The following is a 23,581-nucleotide window of genomic DNA, read 5'->3' as shown; positions in this document are numbered from 1 at the left end:
TTCAGGGACGAAGTGCGTCCCCAGCGAGCACCTCGCGGTACACGCGCACCCACTCCTGCGCGACGGTCGCCCCTGCATAGGGCCGGAGTGCGGCCCGCGCGTTGGTGGTCAGACGCTCCACCAGCGCCGGCTCGCCCAGCAAGCGCAGGCAGGCTTCTGCCGCGGCGGCATCGTCGTCGAGCGGAACGAGGAGCGCCGACTCTCCATCGGTCACGATCCACGGGATACCTCCCGCGCGCGTCGCAACGATCGGCAGCCCCGAGGCCGACGCCTCGAGCAGGCTCACCGGCATGTTGTCGATGTTCGGCGTCGTGAGGTAAATGTCGGCCGCGTCGTAGACGGCGGGGCCGTCTTCGTACTTCACCCGGCCGACGAAGTGACAGTTGCGCAGCCCGAGTGTTCGCGCGAGGGCCTCGAGATTGGCCCGTTCGGGGCCGTCGTGCGCGACGGTCAGCTCCGCGTTCGGCCAGGTCGCCTGGATGCGCTGAAACGCGCGTAACGCGCAGGGCACGTTGTAGAGTGGCTCGTGCCCGCGATTGTGGAGCAACCGAGGGGAGATGGCCGAGCGCTGGCGGAAGCGGAATCGATCGGTGTCGACGACGTTGAAGATCACGTGCGCTCGGATTCCGTATGCCGCGAAGACGTCGACGAGGAACCCACTCGGCACGATGAGCGCGTCGACCCGCTTGATGGTGGGTCGCGCCCACCGCCAGCCGTCGAGGTGCTGTTTCGCCTGCCCATCGTGGTAGTGCAGGATGAACTTCTTCCCGAAGAGGCGCGCGGCGCCGAGCGCGGGCAGCACCCACAGGTAGTAGCCCCAGTAGGCGGCGGTGAAGGCGTGGATCACATCGTAGCGCGGCGCACGTACGATGAGGATTGGCAGGTAGGCGAGCCAGGCAACGAGCGTCCGAAGCCCCGGCACGCGGTTCACGGGGAAGGGGACGGCGAAGTTCATCCATTGGAACCGGATGTCGACTTCGGGGCGCGCGCCGACGTGTTCGAGCACCTGCCGGATCATCACCGACTGTCCACCGGTGATCGCCATCGAGGGTCCGATGAGGAGGACGCGGATCGGTCGTTCGGTCATCGGGACTGGTGCCGGTTGCGCATGTTCGCCCTCGAGGTGCTGCTGCTCCGTCGCCGCCACCGGATGGCCTGCTTCCGGGCGGCCGGAATGGTCGGGGTCGCCTGACGAGGGCGTGGTTGGCGGTGCCGGAATGTAGCGAGGTGCGGGCGGGTGCTGTCGGGGTCGCCAGCGGAAACGCGCGGAGGACGCTCCAGGTCACGATCGGAGGGTGTGCGTGCGCGGCGCGGCCTCGACCGGGGCGGCTCGCACGTTTTTCGCGCTTAGGTTCGGTCATATGGTCCGGCTCGCCACGCGGGTCGTGACCGAGGTTCGCGTGGGTCGTCCTTCAGAGGTTGTGCGTCCGCGCGTCGTGGAGAACTCTCGTTAGGCAGCGCGCGTGTGAAAAAAAAACGCAAACTTCCCGCAACATCGTGACCCACGGCACATCATCATGGGGGTTACAACGATATTCTCCCGCCGCGTTACCCCGTCCTACCTCTCGCGACCAAAGCAAGTCCCGCAGGTCGCACATCCCCGCTGTGATGTTCGTCAAGTTGTTGATGGTCCCTAAGCTCATTGCTGACAATGAGTTGAGCGCGTTACGCGCGCACGGTGCGCTCGTCCATTCACCACGGTGAGGTGGCGGAGAAGTCCTGCTCCCAAAGAGCACACAGTCATCGGCAGTAACGCTTTTCCGGAATCCGGAGACGCGAGAAGGGCAACCCCGTCGAAAGGCGGGTGCACGCAAAGCCAATCGGGGCTACCGCGCGTGAGGACGACGCGCCATGCCGGCTGGGCCGCCGAACGAACCCATGGAGTCGCGAGGAGAAGCGCAACATGCACAATGGATACGTGAGGAAGCTGCTCGGAGTCGCCGGTCTTGCCCTGGTCGCCGCGTGCGGTGGGGACGACGGAGCGACGCCCCAGGGACCGCCGGTCGTCAGCGACCGTCTGTCCGTGAACCTCACACCGGATCGGGATTCGATCCTGTTCGGCACCACCCGCCAGTACACCGCGACCGTCACCAACCAGTTCGGCGCCGAACGCCAGGCCGCCGTCACCTGGAGCAGCACCAACGCCGAAGTGGCCAGCGTGACCAACGCCGGCCTCGTCACGGCCATCGGTGCGGGCTCCGTGCAGATCGTCGCCACCATCACGGGCCACGCCGACACGTCGGCCGTCACCGTCTACGGCAGCCCGGCCCCGCTCCTGATCGTCCCGGACGCCGTGAACCTCAACGTCGGTGACGACATCACGCTGCAGGCAAGCCTGGGCGACAGCACCGCAGGCGCTGGCAGCGAAGTCACCTGGGAAACGTCCGACAGCACGCTCGCCACGGTGGCCGCCGACGGAACCGTCACAGGCGTAGAAGCCGGTGAGGTGACGCTCACGGCGAAGCTCGGCGCCGCCACCGCGACGGCCAAGGTCAGCGTCCAGGCGGCGAACATCGCGACCATTTCCATAACGCCAACCGTCAACTCCATCAGCCCGGGCGCGACGGTCAAGCTCACCGCCACGGCGCGCAGCGCCACCGGCCGTCGCATCGAAGCGGTCTTCGCCTGGTCGAGCTCCAATACCACCGTCGCTACCGTCAATTCCAAAGGCCTCGTCACCGGCAAGGCGCGCGGCTACGCCATCATCTCGGCGGCTGCTGGCACCAAGCGCGGTAGCGTGAGCGTCAACGTCGGTCCGCCGCCCGTCACGTCGGTCAAGGCCACCCTTCCCGACAGCTCCATCCTCGAAGCACAGGTGCTGCAGGCCTCGGCCACCGCGCGCGATTCGGCGGGCAACACCATTTCGGGCGCGACCATCGCCTGGCAGAGTTCCAACCCGGCCATCGCGACCGTTACGTCGACGGGGCGCGTCACTGGCATCGTGGCCGGCAACGTCAACATCATCGCGCTGAGTGGCGGCAAGACCGCGACCATTCCGGTCGTCGTGAGCAAGCGCGCCGCGACTTCGATTGACATCACGCCCGATGCACCGGCCGTCGGTGTCGGGACGACCGCGGCGCTGACCGCCAGCGTTCTCGATCAGAACGGCAGTCCGATGAGCGGCATCCAGGTCTCCTGGTCGAGCAGCAACGCCGCGATTGCCACGGTCAACGCCAGCGGTGTCGTGAGTGGTGTTGCGCTGGGACAGGCTACGATCACTGCTCGCGCCGGGGCGCTGCAGAGCACCGTCCTCGTCACCGTTGGTGCCGCGCCGGTCGCGACCATCAGCGTCAGCCCCGCGTCCCTCAACGCCGACATCGGCGACCAGCCGGCGTTCTTTGCGGTACTCCGCGACGCGGACGGCAACGTCCTGTCTGGCCGCAGCATCAGCTGGACGTCGTCGGATCCTTTGGTCGCCACGGTTTCGGTGACCGGCGTTGCCACGGGCGTTGCCGAGGGCACGACGACCATTACGGCCACATCCGAAGGCAAGTCAGCGACCGCGACGCTCACGATCGATCCGCCACCGGCGCCGGGCATCGCGCAGGTCACGGTGACCCTGAACTCGGGCACGCTCAACGTCGGCCAGACCACGCAGGCGGCGGCGGTCGCCACCGATGACAACGGAAATACCGTCGCCGCGCCTGTGCTCACCTGGAGCAGCTCGGATCCGACGATCGCCTCCGTCAACGGCGGCGGCATCATCTCCGCGGTCTCAGGCGGCACGGCCACCATCATGGCGTCGGTCGGTGGTGTCACCGGTGCCGCGTCCATTACCGTCAACGCGGCGGCGCCCGCAGCGGTCGCGAGCGTCACGGTGGCGCTGACGCCTACCACGACCACGGCAGGCGCAACTGCGCAAGCCACGGTGGTGCTGCGCGACTCCGCGGGCAACGTGCTCACGGGTCGCAGCTACGGGCTGTCGAGTGACAAGCCGACCATCGCCACCGTGAACACCTCCGGCCTGGTCACCGCGGTCTCGGCCGGTCTCACGAACATCCGCGCGACGAGCGGCGGCAAGATGGGCTTCAGGCTCTTCAAGGTCACGTCGGGCGCACCGGTGATTGCGAGCGTCGTGGTCGACGCACCCACGACCCAGATGGACGTCGGCGATACACAGACGGCGACCGCGGTTGCACTCGACGCCAGCGGTGACACCGTGTCGACGGGGCCGTTCGCCTGGACGTCGTCGGCGCCGACCATCCTGTCCGTCTCGTCAGGCGGGCAGCTCACCGCGATCGCCGCCGGGAGCGCGACCATCACGGCCGTCACGTCAGGCGTCGCGGGCACGCTCGGCTTTACCGTGCAGAACAATGCACCAGCTCCGGTGGCCAGCGTGAGCGTTTCGCTTGCGGCGTCGTCGATCAAGGTGGGCCAGACCACGCAGGGCACCGCCGTCACGAAGGACGCAAACGGCAAGGTGCTCACCGGTCGGCCTATCGCCTGGTCCAGCTCCAACACCGCGGTGGCTACGGTGGCCTCGAACGGTGTGGTCACGGCCGTCGGCACGGGGTCGGCCTCGATCTCGGCGACCAGCGGCTCGGCATCGGGATCGGCGTCCGTGTCGGTGACGGCCTCCACGCCTGCGTCACTCACGGTGAGTCTCGCGGCGCCCACGCTCGCGGCTGGCCAGACGACGACCGCAACGTCGATCGTGAAGGACAACCAGGGCAACGTGCTCCCCGGTATCGCGGTGAGCTACAGCAGCTCGAACTCGGCAGTCGCGACGGTCAACGCGACAACGGGCGCTGTGAGCGCCGTGTCGCAGGGCTCGGCCAACATCATCGGTACGGCGAGCGGCGTCAGCGGATCGGCGACGCTCACGGTCCAGGCGCCGTTGCCGGTCGCGTCGGCGCACCTGCCGCGCGTGACGCCGAGTGTGCCGTCGAACCTCACGTCGCTGCCCTGCACGGTGCATGTGCCAGCGGGTGGCCTGCAGCCTGCGATCAACGCTGCCCGGGGTGGGTCTGTTCTTTGCCTCACCGGGACGCACACTGGCAACTTCACGGTGCCGCCGCGTACCGACGCCGGCTGGGTCGTGATCCGCAACGCGGGCGCCGTCCCGTCGGGACGCATGCGCCCGTCGCTGGCCACCGGCATCGCCAAGCTGGTCTCCACCAACGTACTGCCCGCGATCCAGTTCAACTCGCGCTCCGTGCGCACGCTGGTCTACGGACTCGAGATCACGTCCAGCTCAAACCTCACGACGCTCGCGCCGGTGTCCCTGGTGCTGGTCGGCAACGGCACCGAGAACCAGCTCTCCGAGCTCCCGAACGACATCGCCTTCCAGTCGCTCTACGTCCACGGCTGGCCGGGTGCGCACATCCGCCGCGGTTTCACGCTCAACGGTGCGGCCCAGTCGATCCGCGATTCCTGGTGCGACGAGATTCACGCGTCGGGCTACGACAGCCAGTGCTCGATCAGCTGGAACTCGAGCGGCCCGATCCTCATCGAGAACAACACGCTCAAGGCGGCGTCCGAGAATATCATGTTCGGCGGCGCCGATCCGAAGATCGCCAACAACGTGACGAGCGATGTCACGATAAGGCGAAATCACATCGCAAAGCCCATTGGGTGGAAGGGCGGTGGGTGGAACGTGAAGAACCTCATTGAGACAAAGGCATCCGCCCGCGTCTTGGTCGAAGAGAACGTCCTGGAAGGCTCGTGGACGGATGGGCAGGTGGGCTACGCCTTTGTGCTCAAATCGTCCAATCAGAACGGTGCTTGCAGGCGATGTGGAACTTCGGACTGGACGATTCGCCGCAATCTGGTCCGAAACGTTGGTGCTGGGTTCTCCATCGCCGGCCGGGCCGACCAGCAGACGTACGCGACGGACTCAACGAATCGTAGGTTCGAGATCGCCGAAAATTGGTTTGAACCGATCAACGTGGCGCCCTACAACGGCGATGGACGGCTGATAATCTTTGTCGCCGAGAATCACGACTTCACCGTCAGGGGCAACGTCTTCGAGGGCGGGAACAACAACGCGGCCCTTCTTATGGACATCTCAAACGGCAACTGGGCCGTGAAGAACCTTGCAATGATGAACAATGTGCTTGCGCGCGGACAGTACGGTGTGTTCGCGACTGCAACAGGAGAAGGTCTGGCTTCATGGACCAAGGCGGCCCTTGGCAGCTCCTCATGGACTAGCATGGCCATGGTGGGCTCCACCCGAGCAGCGTACCCGTCGGGTACACAATGGCACTCCGGAACTGCCTCGGCAGTAAGTGCTGGGATGGGCGTGAGCCGGAACGTTGTCGACGCAGGAGTTCTCAACGTCGTAATTGCACCCTAAGGGGCCGTTCCAGGACCAGCTGGGATCCAGGAGGTGTCTCCAGCACTCGAGCATTGATCCCGGCGAGGATTCCGCTCTCAAATGTTGAAGACACCTCTGAGGCGAGGACGAGGAGACTCGCGCAGTCACCCGCCCGAATTCCACCGCCCCGGGGGAGGCGGCCGCTGGATACTGGCACCGTTCAACCTCGAAGCAATAGCTGGCACCTCCGACACGGTCCCGCTGGGGCCCCGCGATGCAAGGGCAGCGCCGCAAGCGGTAGTCACCAGGTAAGGCCCGTGCGCGCAATGTCATGGCGCCGGGAGGGTGTCTCTGAACACCAAATTCCCGCAGGCGTGCACACCCAATTCCCGCACTGGCCTGACGGGGCGTCGGCGACGACGCCCTCTCCGTCTCGACTCGCGAGGCGGAGCGCTGGATGGCCAAGTTACGGAGGGAGCACGTGATGTGTCGGTCCGACAGATCGCGAGCCACTTGGGGGTCGATGAGTCGACCCTGCGGTATCGGCTGGGCCGGCCGCTCGATGCGCCGGATGGACGCCAGGAGCGAGCCAGTGTGATGGATGGGTGGGAGGGGATGGTGCACCGGGTGCTGACGCGTCTCGGGGAAGCGCGCGTGACGCCGGGGACGGTCCGCCGGATCCGGGCGCAGCTGGTGCACGATATCCTCGTGCGGGAGTATGGCTTTCACGGCAGCTATCAAGCGGTGCGCCGCTACCTGCAGCGGACCTTTCGGCAGGCGCCGATGCAGGCGATCCACCGGGTCGAGACGCCCGGCGGCACCGCGCAGGCGGTCGTGCTCCTGGCCGACGGCGCGGACAGTGCGCGGCATCCGCGACGCACGACGCGCCGCCTCGTGCTCGATCCCACCCACTACGAAGGCCCCTCGACCGACACGGGGCGAGCGCCGGTGCCGTTAGGCGTCCGGGCTCGCTTGCAGCTAGCCGCGCTCCCCGAAACGCGGCCAATCGCCCGCCCGTTGCACGAGTACATCACCCTGTTTGAGGGGGGGTGCCGATGACGTCCCCGCGCCGACGCCAGGACGCCGCGCCCACCGTCACGCTCGACCCACTGGCCGCGAAACTCGACACCGTGGGCCTCGACTATCCGGCGAGCTGCCTGCCCGAACTCGTCGAAGCAGCCACGCGCGAGCAGCTCACCTCGCTCCCTTCCTCGACCTGATCCTGACACGCCAGATCGAACGGAAGGACGAGCGGCGCGTCACGACCATGCTCAAGCTCTCGGGGCTGCCGCCGGGCAAGGCGCTGGAGGACTTCGACTGGACCTTCCAGCCGCGGGCCGATTGGCGCCAGATCGACGCCCTGGCCACGTGCAGCTATCTCCGCGAGAAGTCGACCGTCCTGTTTCTCGGGCCGCCCGGCGTCGGGAAGAGCCACCTGCCGACCGCGTTAGGCGTGAAGGCCATCAAGAACGGCTTCTCGGTGGCTCACTTCATCCTCGATGACCTGATGCATGTGCTCAAGGCCGACGCGGCGATTCCACCGGCGCGGCTCCGAGCCAAGCGCTATTTCAACTGTGCGCGGCTGATCATCAACGAAGTGGCTTCCGGCCCCTCGACCACGCGGAGGCGAACCGCTTCTTCCGGCTCGTGTCCGCCCGCTACGAGAAGGGTAGCATCGTCCTGACATCGAACAAGCATGTGCGCGACTGGCCCGCCATCTTCGCCGGGGACGAGATCCTCACCACGGCGATCCTGGAGGCTACCGGCTGCGGGAACTGGGCGCGCTACTCGGGACACCAGAGCGCCCCGCCCCCTCACCCCAACCCGGAGGGCCTCGTCAATGGGTTCCTGTAAGGATCCACGCCTAAGGGATCGGCCCATCTCGTGATGGAAGGACACGCTCCGGGCAGTGGTACACCCGGTAATCACTGTTTCGCATTCCTATCACGCAGTCCGAACGCAGCCACGCCGCAGCCTCATGTACGTCCTGCGATATCGGCACCTTGGGAATTGGCATGTACTCGTCGTACCGGAGCCCGACCACAACCGTGCGCGGCCCTATTCGAGACCAGGTCCCAAGACTGATATCGTCCACCAAGGCCCCGGGGCCAAAGCCGAGCGCGAACCCGAACTCCACGGATGCCGCGATCGGCCCCAAAGCTGATCGCGTGCGCAGGTGCTCCACCACCTGCCAGTACTGCTGCATGCCCAAGTGCCGGCGGGTCTTCTGCGCGGCCGCAGCGAGGGAGACTGCCAACGCGCCCAGACAGAGCGAGACTGCGAGCGAGCGCCTCCAACCGCCCTGAGAACTGAACACATGGACCCATCGACCTGCGAGTGCACTGTACGTCGGAACGAACCAGATCAGGTAGTACGTCGTATGCTTGTTCTCGAAGAAGGCAAAGAACAAGAACGAAGCGAGCAGCACAAGCAACAGGCGACGCACCCACACGTCTTTTCGAATGGCGGCGGAACCGCAGCATCCGACGACACCGGCGACCCAAAGTGCGAGCACAATGCCCTTCAATGCGACGAGTCGAGGCGTGCCAGCTGTGTGCGGCCCCCAGCCGAAGGCAGTCAGGTAGCGCTTGACCACCTCGTCGATGACCACCGCAATCGGGTTGACATTGCCAAGGAAGCGGTTCGCGGAGTTGCGGGACAGCTGTGCAATCCACAGCTCCGGGGCCTGGCTTATGTACGCCCCCCAGAGAAGAGCGCCAATCACGTAGGGAAGCATGAGCAGCGGAGCCACATCGAGGCGAAAGCGCCGACGGTCTGGCCACGCGAGAACTGCAAGCGCGACGAGTGAAAGGAGCCCTGCATTCGGGTGAACAAGGCCCGCTGCCACTGCGAAGGCCTGAGAGGCAAGCAAGGCCATCCGGAAGTTTGCCTCCCGAAGTCTGACGTAGCTGCACAGCGCGCTCACCATGAACAGAAGGCTCAGCATGTCCGAGCGTGCGTAGGTAGCGTCGAGCAGGAATAGATCCTCAGCTGCCATCAACAGCAGCGCAACGCCTCGGGCCGGGACGGGCCAGCCCATTGCTGCAAGCGTTCGCTCCCAAACGAAAAGCACAGCCCCGCCCAGCACGATCGTGAACGCGCGAGCTGCGGCGAGGCTTGTGCCAAACACGGCAAGCCACGGAACGAGAGACATGATGAAACCCGGCATCTCCCAGTAGGTGTACGACCGCACACCAGGCAAGCCAATCATCCAGAAGTTGGGTGTGCCGAACGAGCCCGTCCGCAGCGCGTTGATCGCGGGTGAGGCGTACCATGCTTCATCCACCCATGGAAGCTTGTTCGCGGCGAGGGCGGTTGCACAAACTATGTAGAGCGTGACAACCAGTACGTACCACGATCGCATGCGCATATGGTGCGGGGCTCAGTTGTTCGGGTTACGTAAGGACAGTCCAGGCACCGTCCACAGGCGCGTAGAGATCCTGTGGCCGTCGGTGCGTCGTGCGAACCACGCGTCCCAAGGGCGCGCCAGGCGCGAAATCTCGTGTACGTGCCACGGGATCCGGTAGTACGCGGATGGCCCTGCTCCTTTTGCTGGTAGGCGCTAACGATACGTTACCAGCAGATACCCTCGTAGGTCTTGCCGTCGCTTCGTCGCGAGCCGAACGCCCGCACCAGGTCGACGACGAGCTGGCCCTCGGTGAGCCGATCGCCGATCGAGCGGAATTCCGGCGAGCCGTTGCCGATTACCACGGTTTCGCTCTGGGACAACACGTCATCGATGGTGCCGCGCATGAGCGTCCAGATGTGCGGAATCTCGCGCTCGACGTACTCCTTGTTGGCACCGATCAGCCGCGCGCTCGTCACTTCGCGGTCGTAGATGGTGACCGAAACGCCCTTGCCGATCAGGTGTTCGATGAGCGTCACCATGGGCGACTCGCGCAGGTCGTCCGTGCCCGCCTTGAAGGCGAGACCAAGGACGCCGACCTGGCGGCTCCCTGTGGCGAGGACCATGTCCACCGCACGTTTCACCTGCAGCTCATTGCTCTGCAGCGTGGCGGCGAGGATCGGCGTGGGCACGTCGAGCTGCCGCGCCCGGTAGCTGACGGCGCGCAGGTCCTTGGGCAGGCACGATCCGCCGAACGCGAATCCCGGCTTGAGGTAGTACGGCGAGATGTTGAGCTTCGTGTCCTCGCAGAAGATCCGCATCACCTCGTGGCTGTCCACGCCGAGCGCCTTGCAGACGTTCCCGATCTCGTTGGCGAAACCGACCTTGAGGCCGTGGAAGCAGTTGCAGGCGTACTTGATCATCTCGGCGACGCGGATCGCGACGACGCGCACCGGCGCGTCGAGCCCGGCGTACAAATCGCTGACCGCCTTTGCCGTGGCCTCGTCTTCGGCGCCTACGACCGTGAACGGCGGGTCGTAGAAGTCCTTGATCGACGTGCCCTCGCGCAGGAACTCGGGGTTCATGGAGAGCCCGAAGTCCTGGTGGCGCGTCCGCCCTGACCCCCGCTCGATGGCGGCTGCGGCGATGTCTTCCGTCGAGCCGGGGAGCACGGTGCTGCGGATCACGATCGTGTGCCGCGTCGGCTTGTCCTTCAGCGCGGCGCCAATCTCGAAACACACGCGCTCGACGTAGCTCAGGTCCAGGCTGCCGTTGGGCGCGCTGGGAGTCCCGACGCAGACCAGCGAGATCGACGAGTTCTTCACCGCGTCCGAGACGCTGGTGGTGGCGCGCAGCCGACCGGCCGCCTTCATCTCGGAGACAAGCTCGGCAATGCCGTGCTCCACGATGGTGGCCTTGCCGTCGTTGATCATGTCGACCTTGGACTGACTCACGTCCACGCCGATTACGTGGTGGCCTTCCTTTGCGAAGCAGGCGGCGGACACGCACCCGACGTATCCGAGGCCAAACACACTGATATTCGATGCCATAGGGAAAGAGAGAGAAAAGCGCGACCCGCCCCGTCAGCGGGGCGTTGACGGCGGGGCGGGTGAAGTATCTCCAAGGATGGACGCGCGAACACGAAGGTACGTCTCGCCAGCCACCGCCTTCACGGCCTTCTTGGCGTTCCACACCGCCCACTGCCGGTGCCGGGCGAACCCCGCACGCGACACGAGGGAGGCCACCTCCGACGCTGGCGATGTCCGCCGGAGAGTATAGCGCCCCAGGACGAGGCACTCCGCCTCACGAGCGACGGACGTCACCGGCTCGGAGGTAAAGAGGTACCTGATTCCGGCGCGCGCGGCCGCGCGGCCGACACGCGCGGAGTAGTACCCGCCCGGCACCGAGGCCACCGTGGCTGGTGCGCCGAGCAGGTCCGACAGCAGTTGATACGACGTGTGCCACTCCTGGTCCAGCTCGGCGTCCGTGAGCACCGCCATGCGCACCGGGTGGGTGTGGGAGTGGCTGCCGACCACGTGCCCGCGCCTGACGAGTTCGCGGAGCGCGTCGCCGTCGCAGAACGTGGGCGCGCCGAGTTGGGAGGTGGTCATGAAGAAGTGGCCCATCAGCCCGCGGGCCTCGAGCGCCGGGGCGCTGACGCCGAGTGCGCTCGCGCCACCGTCGTCGAAGGTAATGAACACCGGGGTGCGCGCTGCGTCAGTCAGGCGCACATCGACACCGGCCTCCGGTCGACCGCGCAGGACGTCCAGATGCGCCTCGAAATCGGCGCGGGACATCTTGTAGGAGTTTGCGGCCCCGCCCGGAAAGCCACTCTGATCGAAGTCGCCGACGTCGAGGACGTCGTGGTACTCAAGCGTGATGGGTCGCATCGCGCCTCCGCCTGGCCTGTCGCTTCCAGTACAGGAGTTTGGTGAGCCACGGTTGTCCCCACTCATGCGACGCGCGCCCCTGCACCGGAATCGGCTTGGCTTTGCCGGTGGCCACGCGGCGGAGGAGCTCGGCGATACCGTCGAGGTTGTCGAGCGTCATGCGGTGCTGGATCACGATGTGGCTCTCGTTCACCTCATCGTAGCTGGCGCGAAACCAGCCCAGGACGGGTCCGGTGTCGATCCCGCGATCGATGCGGAGCACGGTCATGCCTACGCGGTCGAGGTCGTCGTTGGCGAGCGCCCAGAAGCAGCCGTGGGCGTTGCGGTACTCGGGACAAATGCCGGGGTGCAGCACGATCGTTCCGTGCACCGGAATCGAGTACACGCGCTCGGCGAGCAGGTTCTTGCACAGGGCCAGTACAATGTCGGGCCGCGCGTCGGCGATGAGCCGTTGCGCCTCGGAGGTATTGGGTGAAGCCACGCGCACGGTGGGGACGCGCGGCATCACCGGGAAGCGTTCGCGCAGGCCAGCAACTCGTTCCTCGATCCACGCGCGGTCACGGGCCGCGCTCGTCAGGCGGTAGTGCACGCGTTGCGCGAGCACGTCGACGATGCGCAGTCCCACGCGTCTCCACTCCCGCCGCAGTCGCTTGCGCAGGAGACCGCCGGGCTCCTCGATCACCACGATTCCCGCGAGGTCGGACCAGCTGGCGAGCCAGCGCGCGAGGCCGTCCAGATGGAGCGGTGCATCGTGGTGGCAGATGAGGACCGTGCGCGGCCTCGCCTGGTCGACGCGGCTCATGCCACCGCGCTGGCGGGGCCCGTCGCGCGCTGGACCGCGGCCTCGCAGGCCACCGTAAACTGCGCCGCCACGCTCGCCCAGCTGAAATCGCGTCGCACGCGCCGCGCCGCGCGCATGCCGAGCTGGTGCGCGAAGTCGGCGTCCGTGAGCGTGCGCACCACCGCGTCGGCAAACCCGGTCGCCTCGTCGGCGATCAGGATCTCCTCGCCGTGTGCCACGGGAAGGCCCTCGGCGCCGATGGTCGTGGAGACCGTGGCGCGCTCCATGGCCATGCCTTCGTAGATCTTGAGGCGCGTTCCACCGCCGACGCGAAGCGGCACCACGAGCACGCCCGCGCGCTCGAGCCACGGACGAACGTCGGGCACCGTACCCGTGACCGTCACGCCGGCGTGGCGCGAGGCCAGTTCGCGCACCCGGCCGGTAGGGTTGCGGCCAACGATCGCGAGCGTTGCGTCGGGGACGCGAGCCCTGATGAGCGGCAACACCTCGTCACAGAACCAGCCGATCCCGTCTTCGTTCGGCATCCAGTCCATGGAGCCGGTGAAGACGATCTCCTTCGGGCGCTGTGGCTCTCGCTGCGCGGGCCGGAAGTAGTCCGTGTCCACGCCGGTCGGCACGCTGCTCACGTGTGACGTGCCGTAGGCCGCGCGCATGGCATCACGGTCGGCGTCCGACACCGCGACCACGTGACTGAACCGCTGGCATTCGCGCCGCTCCCACGCGGTCATGCGCCGCCATTGCAGGCCGAGGTACCATCGCTTGAGCCAGGATGTGGCGACGGCGGTATGTCGCTCCCAGATTGTGGCCTCGACGTTGTGCTGAAAGAGCAGCGTCGGGACGCCGAGGTCATCCGGGACGTTGAGACTCGGAAAGAGGAAGTCGCAGACGACGACATCGTAGTCTCCCGTGCGCACGGCGTTGCGGATCGCTTCCTCCATGGCCGGCGAACGGTACTTGGCGACGGCATAGGGTTGCGTCGACGCGAGGTTGCGCGCGAGATCCAGGTAGAACCCCGGACTCCCTTTGGCCGGCTGCGTGAACGGCACGCGGATTACCTCATGGCAATACTCGAGCGCCTTCTCGGCGGCGTCGGTGGCGGCCGAGCCGTCGTCGAGCGTGAGGTACGTGATGTGATGCAGCGCCCGCAGCTCGCGCATCATCGCGTACGTCCGGATCTTGCCGCCCTTGTCGATCGGGTGGAGCAGTTCGGTCTTGAGCCAGAGAATCCGCATCGTCAGGCAGCGGGCATGCGGATGTCGCCGGGCGCTTCGCCGTCCATGAAGATGCGCTGCCAGATTTCGAAGTTGATGAGGGACCAGAGCCGCTGCCCGTTGTTGGCGCCGCGCTGGTGCGCTGCGGCGATCAACGCCAGCGTCCCCGCGTCGAAGATGCCGCGGGCCGCGACGCGTGGGCTGAGCACGAACTCGTTGACCAGCGGCTGCCACGACCCGCGCAGCCAGGCGCCCACCGGTACCGGGAAACCCATCTTCTTCCGCGACAGGATCTCGGGCGGCAACATGTCCTTCATGGCCTGACGCAGCACGTATTTGGTGGTCCAGCCGCGCAGCTTGAGGCGCATGGGCAGCGTCGACGCGAACTCCACCAGCGGGTGATCGAGGAACGGCACGCGACTCTCGATCGACGCCGCCATGCTCATCTGGTCCTGCTTCATGAGTAACTCGTGCAGGTACGTCTTCGTGTCGGCGTAGAGCAGCTGGTCGAGCAGGGTGCGCGCGTCCGTGCGGTCGAGGGCTGCCTGCGCGGCCGCATAGGGATCGATGCCCGCCACCCGCTCGCGCATCGCGGCGCTCAGGAGTCCCGGCTGCTGCTGCCGCGGAAAGACCGCAAAATTGTCGAAGTAGAGCGTGGTGAGATCCGCCGGGAGCACGAGTGACGTCCGCGACACGCGCTGCCTGACGCGGGACGCCACCGGCAGCGCACCGACCGCCGTTCTCGCCAGCGCCCGCACCGGGGCAGGGACCAGCGTGCCGAGCGTCCGGTTGAAGATCGTGACACGATAGCGATTGTAGCCGGCCAGCGTCTCGTCGCTGCCCTCTCCCGTGAGCACCACCTTCACGTGCTTCACGGCCAGCCGCGAGACAAAGTTGAGCGCGACGCTCGACGGGTGCGCCATCGGCTCGTCCTCGTGCCACACGAGCGACGGCACCGCCTGCCAGAACTCGCCGGGCGACACCACCACCTCGTGATGGTCCGTGCGATACCGCTCGGCGATCATCCTCGCGTATGAGAGTTCGTTGGCCTCGCGCTCGGCGAACGCCACGGAGAACGTCTTGATGGGGTCGGTGACGAGCGTGCTCATCGCCGCGGTGATCGCCGCGGAGTCGATGCCACCGGAGAGGAACATGCCAAGCGGCACATCGGCCATGAGCCGCATGCGCACCGCCTCGATGAACCGCTCGCGATAGTCGGCCACGATCACGTCATCGGCGCGTTCATCGGTCGCGCCGTAGTGCAGATCCCAATACGGCGCGATCACGACGCGGCCGTCGCGCCAGGTCAGCGTGTGTCCGGGGGGCAGCCGACGGATGCCCTCGAACATCGTCTCGTCGCCCGATGGCGCGTGGTTCGCCAGCATGTCCGGCAGCGCCGCGGCGTTCATCGACGCGCGCACCAGCCCAGACGCCAGGATGGCCTTGATCTCCGATCCGAACAGCAACGTCCCGTCGTCGAGGTGAGCGTAGTAGACCGGCTTTACCCCAAAGCGATCACGGACCAGCAACAGCGACTCGGTGCGAGCGTCCCAGATGGCGATGGCGAACATGCCGCGCAGGTGCGACGGCAGGTCGGCACCGTGGCGCTCGTAGAGTCGCAGGATCGTCTCGGTGTCGCAGTGCGTGTGGTAGCGCACGCCTTCGGACTGCAACTGCCGGGAGAGCTCCGGGTGATTGTAGATCTCGCCGTTGTAGATGAGCTGGATGCGCCCGTCGTCGCTGGCCATCGGCTGTGCGCCGTGTTCGACGTCGACGATGGCGAGCCGACGATGCCCGAGCGCCACCCGATCGGTGAGGTAGAGACCCACGCCGTCCGGACCCCGATGCGCGATCACGTCGCGCATGCGTTCGGCGAGCGCGCGGTCGAGCCGCACGGACGACCGGTTCGGGATCACGATGCCTGCAATGCCGCACATGGTCAGTTGGAGTTGAGAGGCGCGCCACCGTCGGTCCACGCGGTGTCCGTCGCCTCACGGGAATCGAGCATCGTGACTCCACCCATCACCACTCGCCGGGCACCGACCGCCTGCCACCATACCCACAACCCTCCGGGAGTCCGTTCCCCGTAGAGGACGAGTCCGTCCACCGAAAGGTCGCCGCTCCGCGTGTTCCCACAAAGGACGACGCCTTCCGCCGTGGCCCCGGGGAGGACGATCGAGCAGCCGCCCTCATCCTCGGTGTACACGGGAGGAGCCGCGCCATCGCCCACCAGCACGGTGACCACCGAGATCAGTCCGGCTTGCTCGCGCGTGGTGGCGAGGTGCAGCGCGGATTGCGCGACGCCGTACACGGTGGAGACCTTGCCCTCGGACGCCGTCGTCGGCGACGGAAAGCTGTACAGGTCGGCGACCGGGGTGCCGTTGCGCTGAAGTCGCAGCGCCCCGTGCCAGGGCGAGGCGGTCGTGCCCGGCGCGCACTGGAGGTGCGCCGTGAGAGACACGGCCCCTTGGGCGATGAATCGGTCGCGGACGATCCAGGCGTGTGTTGGGTTGCCGAGCCTGACGACGGTGCGCTGACAGGCGAACGGCTGCGTCGCGAGGTCGTCGTAGCCGTCGTGGGAGGCTACGAGGCAGTCTCCGCCGGGCCCGAATCGCCATGCCTCGACGCGAGCCTCCGCGCGCTGTCCCCAGGAGAAGGGGCCGGTCATCTCCGACGAGTCGCGGCCGTCAACCGTCGCGGCGTTGTGCGACGCCGTCGCGCGATAGTGATTGCGCGTGGCGGGATCCGCGGTGTAGGCCATCGTGCCCGGGTCCACGAACAGTGGAGCGCCGCGCCAGGTGAGATCGAAGGCCAGCGCGTCCGCGTGCGCATGTCCGCAGTTCATGGCACCGTGAACGCCGGCGTCGAGCACCATCGCGTCGTTCGCGTCGCGGAGCACGGCGAGGCCGCCGTCGGCGAAGAGGCGCGAACGCGGGGCTTCCGCCTCGCCTGCGACGAGGGAGCTCCCGCGCTGCGTCGCGTCCTCGCCAAAGAGCCACAGCGTCTCGCTCGTCACGGTTCCGGAAGCGGCCAACGATGAACGGCGGCTGGCGAGCGCCGCGGCCGCGATCGCTGGCCGTGCGTCGTGCTGCGTGCGCCCGTCGAGCGACAGGATCCGGCCGCCATCGTCGTCGCCGATGAGCGGGATGCTGCCGTCGAGGCGCGCGATGTGCCGGAGCACCTCACCCAGGCGGCCGATCGAGTCCGCGACCTGGGGCGGAAGCGCATCGCCGGTCCGCTGCGCGAGGAGCAGGAAATGCACATAGAAATCGAGCGTGTATCGATGGTACCACGTCGATTGCTCGAAGTAGGTGCCGTCCGGTCGTACGTGCGTCGGGAGCCACTCGAGCAGCACGCGTCGCCCGGTGGACCGCCACTGCTCCGCGCCGGTGAGGTCTCGCAGCTCGTGGCCCAGGTAGTAGAGCGCGAGCGCTTCGCCGGTGAGATGCGTGTTGGGACTGAACCAGGTGGAGAGGTTCCGCTCGAGATGGCGCGCCGAGAGGCGCAAGTGCCCCACGGCGCGACAGACCGTGGCGTCGGCCAGGGCCGGAGCGTCGCCGAGGAAGCGCAGCACCCAGCACCACGCGATCGCGCGAAAGGCGACTTCGAGGCTGCTCGCCCAGTTGATGCCCACCTTGGGAGGGTTGTCGTCCATCCACGCCGCGAGGTACGCGTTCGCCGCCGTCGCGTAGCGCGTCTCGCCCGTGATGCGCCACGCCTGGGCGAGCGAGACGAGCCACGCGTGGCGATTGAGCTCCCACGTCACCTTGTGGTCGCCGACCACACGCGGATCGAGGTAGGCGACGCGGCTCCAGTGCGCGCGAGGCGCGCGCACGCCAGCCACGGGATCGAGGTGCCAGTCGACCGGCGTCCCGAACGAGAGGTCGTGGTAGCCGAGCAGGTCGAACGTGCCCTCGGTCGCGCGTGTCGCGACGTGCACCACGCGCGCGCTGCCGTCGGCGTCGTCGCGGAGCGCCGCGGCCACCGTGCGGCCCGGATCGTCGAAGCCGGCAAAGAACCCGGACCCGCCGCGCCGGCGGAAGTCAGCGCACCACGCATCGAGCGTGCGCCGCGAGGCGAGGTGCCGCGCCACCCCCTCGGCGCCCGGGTCGCGCAGGTCGCCCACGCCCACGCGTTCGAGGAACGCCGCGGTCGCCTGCAGTCCCCGGAACCGGAGTTCCGCGAGGCTGCGCCCGCGGAGCCGGGCCAGCGTCGTGCGTCGCCCTGAGTTCACGGAGAGAACCTAACGACGCCAGACATCCCATTCCCCGCGGGCCGCGTTCAGGGTGGCGCGCACGATCGCGGCCTGCATGAGCAACACGCCCCACGCCGCCTCGCGCAGCCGGCGGACCCCAAGGACGATGACGATCGCCGCAAGCGCGGCCACGCCAGCGACCGCGCGCAGTGATCCCGCGTCCCCGGCGCTCGTAAGCCACGCGAGCGCACTGCCGCCCGCGACGATTGCCAGCCATGGAGTGAGCAATCGCAGCAGCTTGTGGCTCACGAACTGGATCCACACGGGATTGCGCCAGGGGGCGAGTACGCCTGGCAGCCACGCACAGAGCTGCAGCACACCGGTGAGCGTGCGCACCTTGCGACGGTATTCGTCCTGCGGCGAGAAGCGCCGGTCGTCGGTGGCCGTCGCGTCCGGCTCAAAGCCGATCCGGTACCCGCGCAGCACGGCGTGCATCGGCGTGTAGAGGTCGTCGAGGATGAGCCCTGGCGGGAGGGGCTGCCACAGGTGCCGATGCATCGCGTAGACGGCGCCGGTGACGCCGATCGAGGAGTGCACGCGAGCTTCGGCGGCGCGCAGCCCGCGCTCGTAGCGCCAGTAGAGGTCGGCCACGCTCACGCGCCCCGCGGCGACGGCGCGCGTGGTGAGCGCTCCCGAGACGGCCGCGAGGCGCGAGTCGGCCTGCAGCGCGGCGACGAGGCGCATGATTGTATCGGGAGCAAAGCGCTGTCCCGCGTCGGTGAAGGCGAGGACCGCGCCTTGCGCATCGCGAACCGCGGCGTTCAGCGCAGCCGCCTTGCCGCCCGGCTCGTCGCCAACCACGGTGCGAACCGCACCAGGCGGACCCGGGAGGGGAGCCAGCAGCTGCCTGGGATCGCGACGCGGATCGAGCGCCACGATGACCTCGAGCCGATCGGTGGGATACGAACCCGAGAGGATGTCCTGCACCCGGGCCAGGATCACGGCATCGCTGTCCCTGGTCGCCACGACCACGCTCACCAGCGGCCACGACTCGTCGGGTCGCGTGGGCCGGCTTCCGGCGAACGCCGCGAGCAGGCGCACGACGGCCGGGTACCCGATCCAGGTGAACAGGAGGAGTCCTGATGTGGCGAGAAAAAGCGCGATCACCGCGTGGTCAGCGTTGCGTGAAGGATCGATTGGACAAGCAAGAAGGAGGCCGCAGGCGCCTCAGCGGCGACGACGTAGTGCGTCGAGCTAAGGCGTTCAAATATAACGTGTTAGCCTGGCGAATCCGCTGACCGGTCGCGACCTGCTCACGTCGCCATCGGCAAAGGAGTCGCCCGCGCAGCCAGGCGAAAATCCCGTGCCGCGCGCGTCGGCGCCGGGTGCCGGCCTAACGAGATGACTCGACCCAGCTCAGATCAGGCGCAGTCCCATCCGGCGACGGATGAACACCGCCAGTCCGACACCGCGCGAGACAGTCGCTATCAGCGTGGCCGTCGCGGTGCCCATCATCCCGAACATGGGGGTGAGCACCAGCGTGAGCACGAGGTTGAGCACCGCGCTCACACCAATGATGCGCGCGGCTTCGCGCTGGTAGTCGGTCATCGTGAGGAGGAACCCGGCCAGCGAACCGATCAGGCTGACAAAGGTCACCGAAGCCGTGAGCACCATCAGGACGGGATACGCCGCGTCGAACGTTGGGCCGTACAGGCGAAGGATGAAATGGCCAAAGAAGACGAGGCCAAGCAGTACCGGCAGCGTCACGAGCGCGCTCGCCATCATCACCAGACGCACCATCCGCTGCAGGTCATGCTGCCGGCCGCGCGCGTGGAGGTCGGCGATCATCGGAGCGGCCACGAAGTTCACCGACATCTGGCCGAAGTTGAGCAGGAGCGTCAGGCTCGACGCGGCGCCGTACAACGCGGACTCCGACGTGCTGAGGAACGTGCCGACCACGATCAGGTCCACGGTCTGCGACACGACCATCTGTGAGACGCCGACGACGATCATGCCACTGACGGCCTTCCACCAGGCCGGGACTTCATACGCGGGCTCGGCGGCCCGCATGGGCGCCGGCCAGAGGCGGCGCAGGAATACCCAGGTGAGAGCGAGGCTCACGGTCGCGGCCCCGGCGTTCACGAGCACGCCGGTGGTCGCCGAGAACTGGTGGCCGAAGCCAAACCATGCAATGCCGAGCACCGCCATCAGGATGAGCGGACGCACGATGGTGCCCGCCACCAGCGCCTCGGCGTAGTGCTTGAGTCCCTGCAGGTACGCCCCGTTGAGGATGAGCCGCGCGTTGAAGGGCAGGAGCACGCAGGCCGCCAGCAGCGCCCAGGGCATCTGCGGATGCTTCGCGTACAGGCGATCGTATCCCAGCCACACGATGAGCGCCCCCAGCGCGACCACGGCCAGGCTGGCGCGGGTCATGGTGCGGCGGCTCCATTGCACGAACCCGCGCGCCAATTCCCATCGCTGGGTGGCGACGTACGCGCCGATGAACCGCGTCGCCGCCGCGTCCAGCTCGAGGCGGCCCAGCACCTGTGCGGCGTTCATCGCGGCGAGCGCGACGAGGTACACGCCAAACGCTTCCTTTCCCAGCGACCGGGACAGCACCACCTGGCCGGCGAACGAAATGCCCGCTCCGGCGACCTGGATCACGAGGGACACGATGGCGCCCCGGGTCATCTTCGCGCCCATGCCGCCGCCGCCCAGTCTCGCACGAGCGCGCCGGACGAGGCTGCCGAGCGTCAGGGCATCAGGCTCCGCACCGCCGTTGAGAGGGCTGGCCATGCGTGCCTAACGCTCCGTTGGTGAAAGCGTGCACGCGCTGCCATGCCCGTGGGGGGCGAGCGCCTCCGAGAGCGCCGAGGCCACGGTGGCGGCGCCGGCGTCGGTGAAATGCACGAAGTCGGCAAAGGCACCCTGCCAACGTCCGTCGAACGCGCGGGCCAGGTCGACGTAGGCGACCGAAGAATCGCGCGCGACGTCCGTGATGCTCTTCGCCGCCCTGGCGTGGAACGCGGGGATGACCTCACGCTCTGCCCGCGGGAACTGGTACTCCCAGGAGACGAGCAGCGCCTCGTCGTCAAAGCCCGGTGACATGGTGCGGTTCACATAGCCCATGAGCACGGGAGTGGCCCCCATCGCCCGCACCGTGCCGATGACGCGTCGGAGGTCACTGTCGAACTGCTGCACTCGGTCCTCCGGGACTGCGGTGAATCGCCAGCCCGGAACGAACTTGCTGGCGGTCGACGCGATCGCGCGTTCGCGCACCAGCGTCATCACCCACTCCGGGGCCAGCGCCTTGACCTGCGTGACGAGACGATCGGGAAAGCGTGGAACCAGCGCACGGGTCACGGCGAGCGTCGTGTCGTTGTCCGAGGGACGCGCAGGGGCCGGCGCACGGTCGTTCAGATAGAACGCCGGTGAGGGGTAGATCACCAGGATCGACGGATGCATCACCGCGACCCGCGCGCGGAGGTGACCATCGAGCGATGGCAGTGCCATGCCCGGGAGCGCGGCGTTCACGACTTCCACGTCGGGTGCCTCAGCGCCGCACGCCTGCGCCACCCTCGCGCGCAGCGAGTCTTCGAGCTGGCGGGGGTATTCCCTGTCGACGCTTTCGTAGAGGCCAAACGTCTCCGATGCGCCGGTGGTCACGATGCGGATCGTTCCGGTGGGCGCCGCGATGGGAATGTTCGGGCCGCGGAACCCCAGGCTGTCGAGGTGCCATCGGCGAAAGGTGGCATTGGGCCGGCCGCGTGCCCCCAGCGAGTCGCGGAGCACCAGCTGGTTGGACGACTGCACACGCGACAGCAGGGGCATCCCATACACGATGCGGTCCTCCACGCGACTCGCCAGCTCGAGCACGACAAGCCCGATGACGAGGAGCGGAACCCACCGCCAGCGGCTGCCGGGCGGTGGCGGAATGACCTCGGGGAGTGCAGGTCCGGTCGATGCGTCGCGAGGTGCCATCGGTCAGAACTGGAAATACAGGAACGGTGACGAGCGGGTACCGGCGATGATCGCGAGACACGCGCCCGCTGCGGCAACGAAGGTCAGGCGACGAGGCCAGGTATCGCGCACCTGCAGGTCGAAGGCATTCGGGCCGATCATCGCCCACCACGCGGCGATCGCGATCGCCACACCGGCCAGCGGTGCGCCCGGCACGAGCACTCCCGTCGTCGGCAGCCACATGGCCTTGAGGATCCCGGTGGCCATGCCGAACGATGTCGCGCGGAAGAACACCCACCCGATCATCACGAGCACGAACATCAGGACTTGTCGCACGACGCGCGGCAGTGTCGTCCATGAACTCGCAAACACACGATAGCCGCACAGCAGCAGCCCGTGGTACGCGCCCCAGAGCACGAACGTCCACGACGCGCCGTGCCACAGGCCGCCGAGGAGCATCGTGATCATGAGATTGCGGTACGTCTTGTACGTCCCGTGCCGGTTGCCGCCGAGCGGGATGTAGAGGTAGTCGCGCAGGACACTGGACAGCGAGATGTGCCAGCGCTCCCAGAAATCGGAGGGGTCGAGCGCCTTGTACGGCGAGTTGAAGTTGCGCGGAATACGGATGCCGAAGAGGTAGCCGAGCCCCACGGCCATCGAGCTGTAGCCGGCAAAGTCGAAGTACAGCTGGAAGGAGTACCCGAGCATCGCCATCCAGGCGCCGAGCGTCGACAGCGACTGCCAGTTGTGGAGGGCCGGATCGACGAACGCGGCGATGGAATCGGCGAGGAGCACCTTCTCCACGAGCCCCACCAGGAAGAACTGCACGCCGGGAACGATCCAGCGGGTGCGCGAGGCGTTGTCGAGGTGCTCGAGATCGGCCTCGATCTGGCGGAACCGCACGATCGGACCGGCCACCAGCTGCGAAAAGAGCGAGACGTACGTGGAGAACTCGAAGAAATTGCGCGTCGGCGTGATCACGCCGCGATACGCATCGACGATGTAGGTAATCGTGTGGAACGTGTAGAACGAAATGCCGACCGGCAGGATGATGTTCAGGTGCGGCAGCGGCACGTCGGCGCCAAACCACCCGGTCACCGCCCGCACCGAATCGAGCGTGAAGTTGAAGTACTTGAAGAAGGCGAGGAGCAGCAGGTCGACCGTGATCGGGACGACCAGGCAGAGCTTGCGATGCTTCCGGTCCTTGTACCTGAGGAAGCCGAGCCCCGCGAAGTAGCTGACGAGCGTCGAGAACGCCATCAGCAGGCAGAAGCGCGGGTCCCAGTAGCCGTAGAAGACGTAACCGGTGATCGTGAGCCAGATGTATCGGGCCTGTTTGCGCTGCAGGCTCCAGAACACGAGGTACGTGACCGGGAGGAACGCGAACAGGAAGATGACGCTGTTGAAGAGCACGGAGAGTC

Annotated in this window: 17 protein-coding genes and 1 riboswitch; of the genes, 5 read left to right on the top strand and 12 right to left on the bottom strand. The window is 67.2% G+C overall.

Annotated features, from left to right (window positions below; all coding sequences use genetic code 11):
* Position 1: 1 nt before the first annotated feature.
* Positions 2-1,087, bottom strand: coding sequence for a glycosyltransferase family 4 protein (locus IT361_01335; protein MCC6316303.1), 1,086 nt, complete (start codon positions 1,085-1,087; stop codon positions 2-4).
* Positions 1,088-1,773: 686 nt separating this feature from the next.
* Positions 1,774-1,871, top strand: a riboswitch (cyclic di-GMP riboswitch).
* Between the two features lie 32 nt (positions 1,872-1,903).
* Here IT361_01335 and IT361_01330 point away from each other — a divergent pair.
* The 5 genes from IT361_01330 to IT361_01310 all read left to right on the top strand — a co-directional run bounded on the left by IT361_01330 (position 1,904) and on the right by IT361_01310 (position 8,110).
* Entirely contained in the window at positions 1,904-6,295 is a 4,392-nt protein-coding gene (locus IT361_01330) for an Ig-like domain-containing protein (protein ID MCC6316302.1), read from the top strand.
* Between the two features lie 447 nt (positions 6,296-6,742).
* Positions 6,743-7,315 carry a hypothetical protein gene (locus IT361_01325; GenBank protein ID MCC6316301.1) on the top strand — a complete coding sequence of 191 codons (573 nt, stop codon included), beginning with the start codon at positions 6,743-6,745 and terminating at the stop codon, positions 7,313-7,315.
* Positions 7,312-7,476 (top strand): hypothetical protein, encoded by a 165-nt coding sequence (locus tag IT361_01320; protein ID MCC6316300.1) that lies wholly within the window; start codon positions 7,312-7,314, stop codon positions 7,474-7,476. Before IT361_01325 ends, IT361_01320 begins: the two co-directional genes overlap by 4 nt.
* Positions 7,477-7,523: 47 nt before the next feature.
* Positions 7,524-7,940: an ATP-binding protein gene (locus tag IT361_01315; GenBank protein ID MCC6316299.1), complete on the top strand. Its 417-nt coding sequence runs from the start codon at positions 7,524-7,526 to the stop codon at positions 7,938-7,940.
* Complete coding sequence (locus tag IT361_01310) at positions 7,829-8,110, top strand: ATP-binding protein (GenBank protein MCC6316298.1); 282 nt, start codon at positions 7,829-7,831, stop codon at positions 8,108-8,110. Before IT361_01315 ends, IT361_01310 begins: the two co-directional genes overlap by 112 nt.
* Before the next feature lie 10 nt (positions 8,111-8,120).
* Here the strand turns inward: IT361_01310 and IT361_01305 are convergent, their stop codons facing one another.
* The 11 genes from IT361_01305 to IT361_01255 form a co-directional block, all read right to left on the bottom strand.
* Entirely contained in the window at positions 8,121-9,626 is a 1,506-nt protein-coding gene (locus IT361_01305) for a hypothetical protein (GenBank protein ID MCC6316297.1), read from the bottom strand.
* 203 nt (positions 9,627-9,829) lie between these two features.
* Positions 9,830-11,152 carry a UDP-glucose/GDP-mannose dehydrogenase family protein gene (locus IT361_01300; protein MCC6316296.1) on the bottom strand — a complete coding sequence of 441 codons (1,323 nt, stop codon included), beginning with the start codon at positions 11,150-11,152 and terminating at the stop codon, positions 9,830-9,832.
* A 33-nt stretch (positions 11,153-11,185) separates the two neighbouring features.
* A complete protein-coding gene (locus tag IT361_01295; GenBank protein MCC6316295.1) occupies positions 11,186-11,992 on the bottom strand; it encodes a polysaccharide deacetylase family protein in 807 nt (268 codons plus the stop codon).
* On the bottom strand, positions 11,973-12,794 hold the full coding sequence (locus IT361_01290; protein MCC6316294.1) for a formyl transferase: 822 nt from the start codon (positions 12,792-12,794) through the stop codon (positions 11,973-11,975). The genes IT361_01295 and IT361_01290 overlap by 20 nt, the downstream gene beginning before the upstream one ends.
* Positions 12,791-14,026, bottom strand: a complete 1,236-nt coding sequence (locus IT361_01285) for a glycosyltransferase (protein ID MCC6316293.1) — start codon at positions 14,024-14,026, stop codon at positions 12,791-12,793. Before IT361_01285 ends, IT361_01290 begins: the two co-directional genes overlap by 4 nt.
* Before the next feature lie 2 nt (positions 14,027-14,028).
* Entirely contained in the window at positions 14,029-15,942 is a 1,914-nt protein-coding gene (gene asnB, locus IT361_01280; protein ID MCC6316292.1) for an asparagine synthase (glutamine-hydrolyzing), read from the bottom strand.
* 2 nt (positions 15,943-15,944) lie between these two features.
* The gene (locus IT361_01275) at positions 15,945-18,239 is read right to left on the bottom strand and encodes an alginate lyase family protein (protein MCC6316291.1); all 2,295 of its coding nucleotides are present in this window, start codon (positions 18,237-18,239) and stop codon (positions 15,945-15,947) included.
* 9 nt (positions 18,240-18,248) lie between these two features.
* On the bottom strand, positions 18,249-19,367 hold the full coding sequence (locus IT361_01270) for a glycosyltransferase (protein MCC6316290.1): 1,119 nt from the start codon (positions 19,365-19,367) through the stop codon (positions 18,249-18,251).
* A gap of 249 nt (positions 19,368-19,616) precedes the next feature.
* Positions 19,617-20,996 carry an oligosaccharide flippase family protein gene (locus tag IT361_01265; protein ID MCC6316289.1) on the bottom strand — a complete coding sequence of 460 codons (1,380 nt, stop codon included), beginning with the start codon at positions 20,994-20,996 and terminating at the stop codon, positions 19,617-19,619.
* 6 nt (positions 20,997-21,002) lie between these two features.
* The gene (locus IT361_01260; GenBank protein MCC6316288.1) at positions 21,003-22,181 is read right to left on the bottom strand and encodes a hypothetical protein; all 1,179 of its coding nucleotides are present in this window, start codon (positions 22,179-22,181) and stop codon (positions 21,003-21,005) included.
* 3 nt (positions 22,182-22,184) lie between these two features.
* The gene (locus tag IT361_01255) at positions 22,185-23,573 is read right to left on the bottom strand and encodes an MBOAT family protein (GenBank protein MCC6316287.1); all 1,389 of its coding nucleotides are present in this window, start codon (positions 23,571-23,573) and stop codon (positions 22,185-22,187) included.
* Positions 23,574-23,581: the final 8 nt, after the last annotated feature.

This window comes from Gemmatimonadaceae bacterium (assembly GCA_020846935.1).
Classification (GTDB): Bacteria; Gemmatimonadota; Gemmatimonadetes; order Gemmatimonadales; family Gemmatimonadaceae; genus RBC101.
The sequence above is the reverse complement of the archived record's forward strand: the minus strand, read 5'-3'. Positions and strand labels throughout refer to the sequence as shown.

Excerpts from the sequence above, each read along its gene's own strand:
- IT361_01330 (MCC6316302.1), top strand. The coding sequence starts at position 1,904 with ATGCACAATGGATACGTGAGGAAGCTGCTCGGAGTCGCCGGTCTTGCC.
- IT361_01295 (MCC6316295.1), bottom strand. The coding sequence starts at position 11,992 with ATGCGACCCATCACGCTTGAGTACCACGACGTCCTCGACGTCGGCGAC.
- IT361_01335 (MCC6316303.1), bottom strand. The coding sequence starts at position 1,087 with ATGACCGAACGACCGATCCGCGTCCTCCTCATCGGACCCTCGATGGCG.
- IT361_01305 (MCC6316297.1), bottom strand. The coding sequence starts at position 9,626 with ATGCGCATGCGATCGTGGTACGTACTGGTTGTCACGCTCTACATAGTT.
- IT361_01315 (MCC6316299.1), top strand. The coding sequence starts at position 7,524 with ATGCTCAAGCTCTCGGGGCTGCCGCCGGGCAAGGCGCTGGAGGACTTC.
- IT361_01320 (MCC6316300.1), top strand. The coding sequence starts at position 7,312 with ATGACGTCCCCGCGCCGACGCCAGGACGCCGCGCCCACCGTCACGCTC.
- IT361_01290 (MCC6316294.1), bottom strand. The coding sequence starts at position 12,794 with ATGAGCCGCGTCGACCAGGCGAGGCCGCGCACGGTCCTCATCTGCCAC.
- asnB (MCC6316292.1), bottom strand. The coding sequence starts at position 15,942 with ATGTGCGGCATTGCAGGCATCGTGATCCCGAACCGGTCGTCCGTGCGG.
- IT361_01260 (MCC6316288.1), bottom strand. The coding sequence starts at position 22,181 with ATGGCACCTCGCGACGCATCGACCGGACCTGCACTCCCCGAGGTCATT.
- IT361_01285 (MCC6316293.1), bottom strand. The coding sequence starts at position 14,026 with ATGCGGATTCTCTGGCTCAAGACCGAACTGCTCCACCCGATCGACAAG.
- IT361_01265 (MCC6316289.1), bottom strand. The coding sequence starts at position 20,996 with ATGGCCAGCCCTCTCAACGGCGGTGCGGAGCCTGATGCCCTGACGCTC.
- IT361_01300 (MCC6316296.1), bottom strand. The coding sequence starts at position 11,152 with ATGGCATCGAATATCAGTGTGTTTGGCCTCGGATACGTCGGGTGCGTG.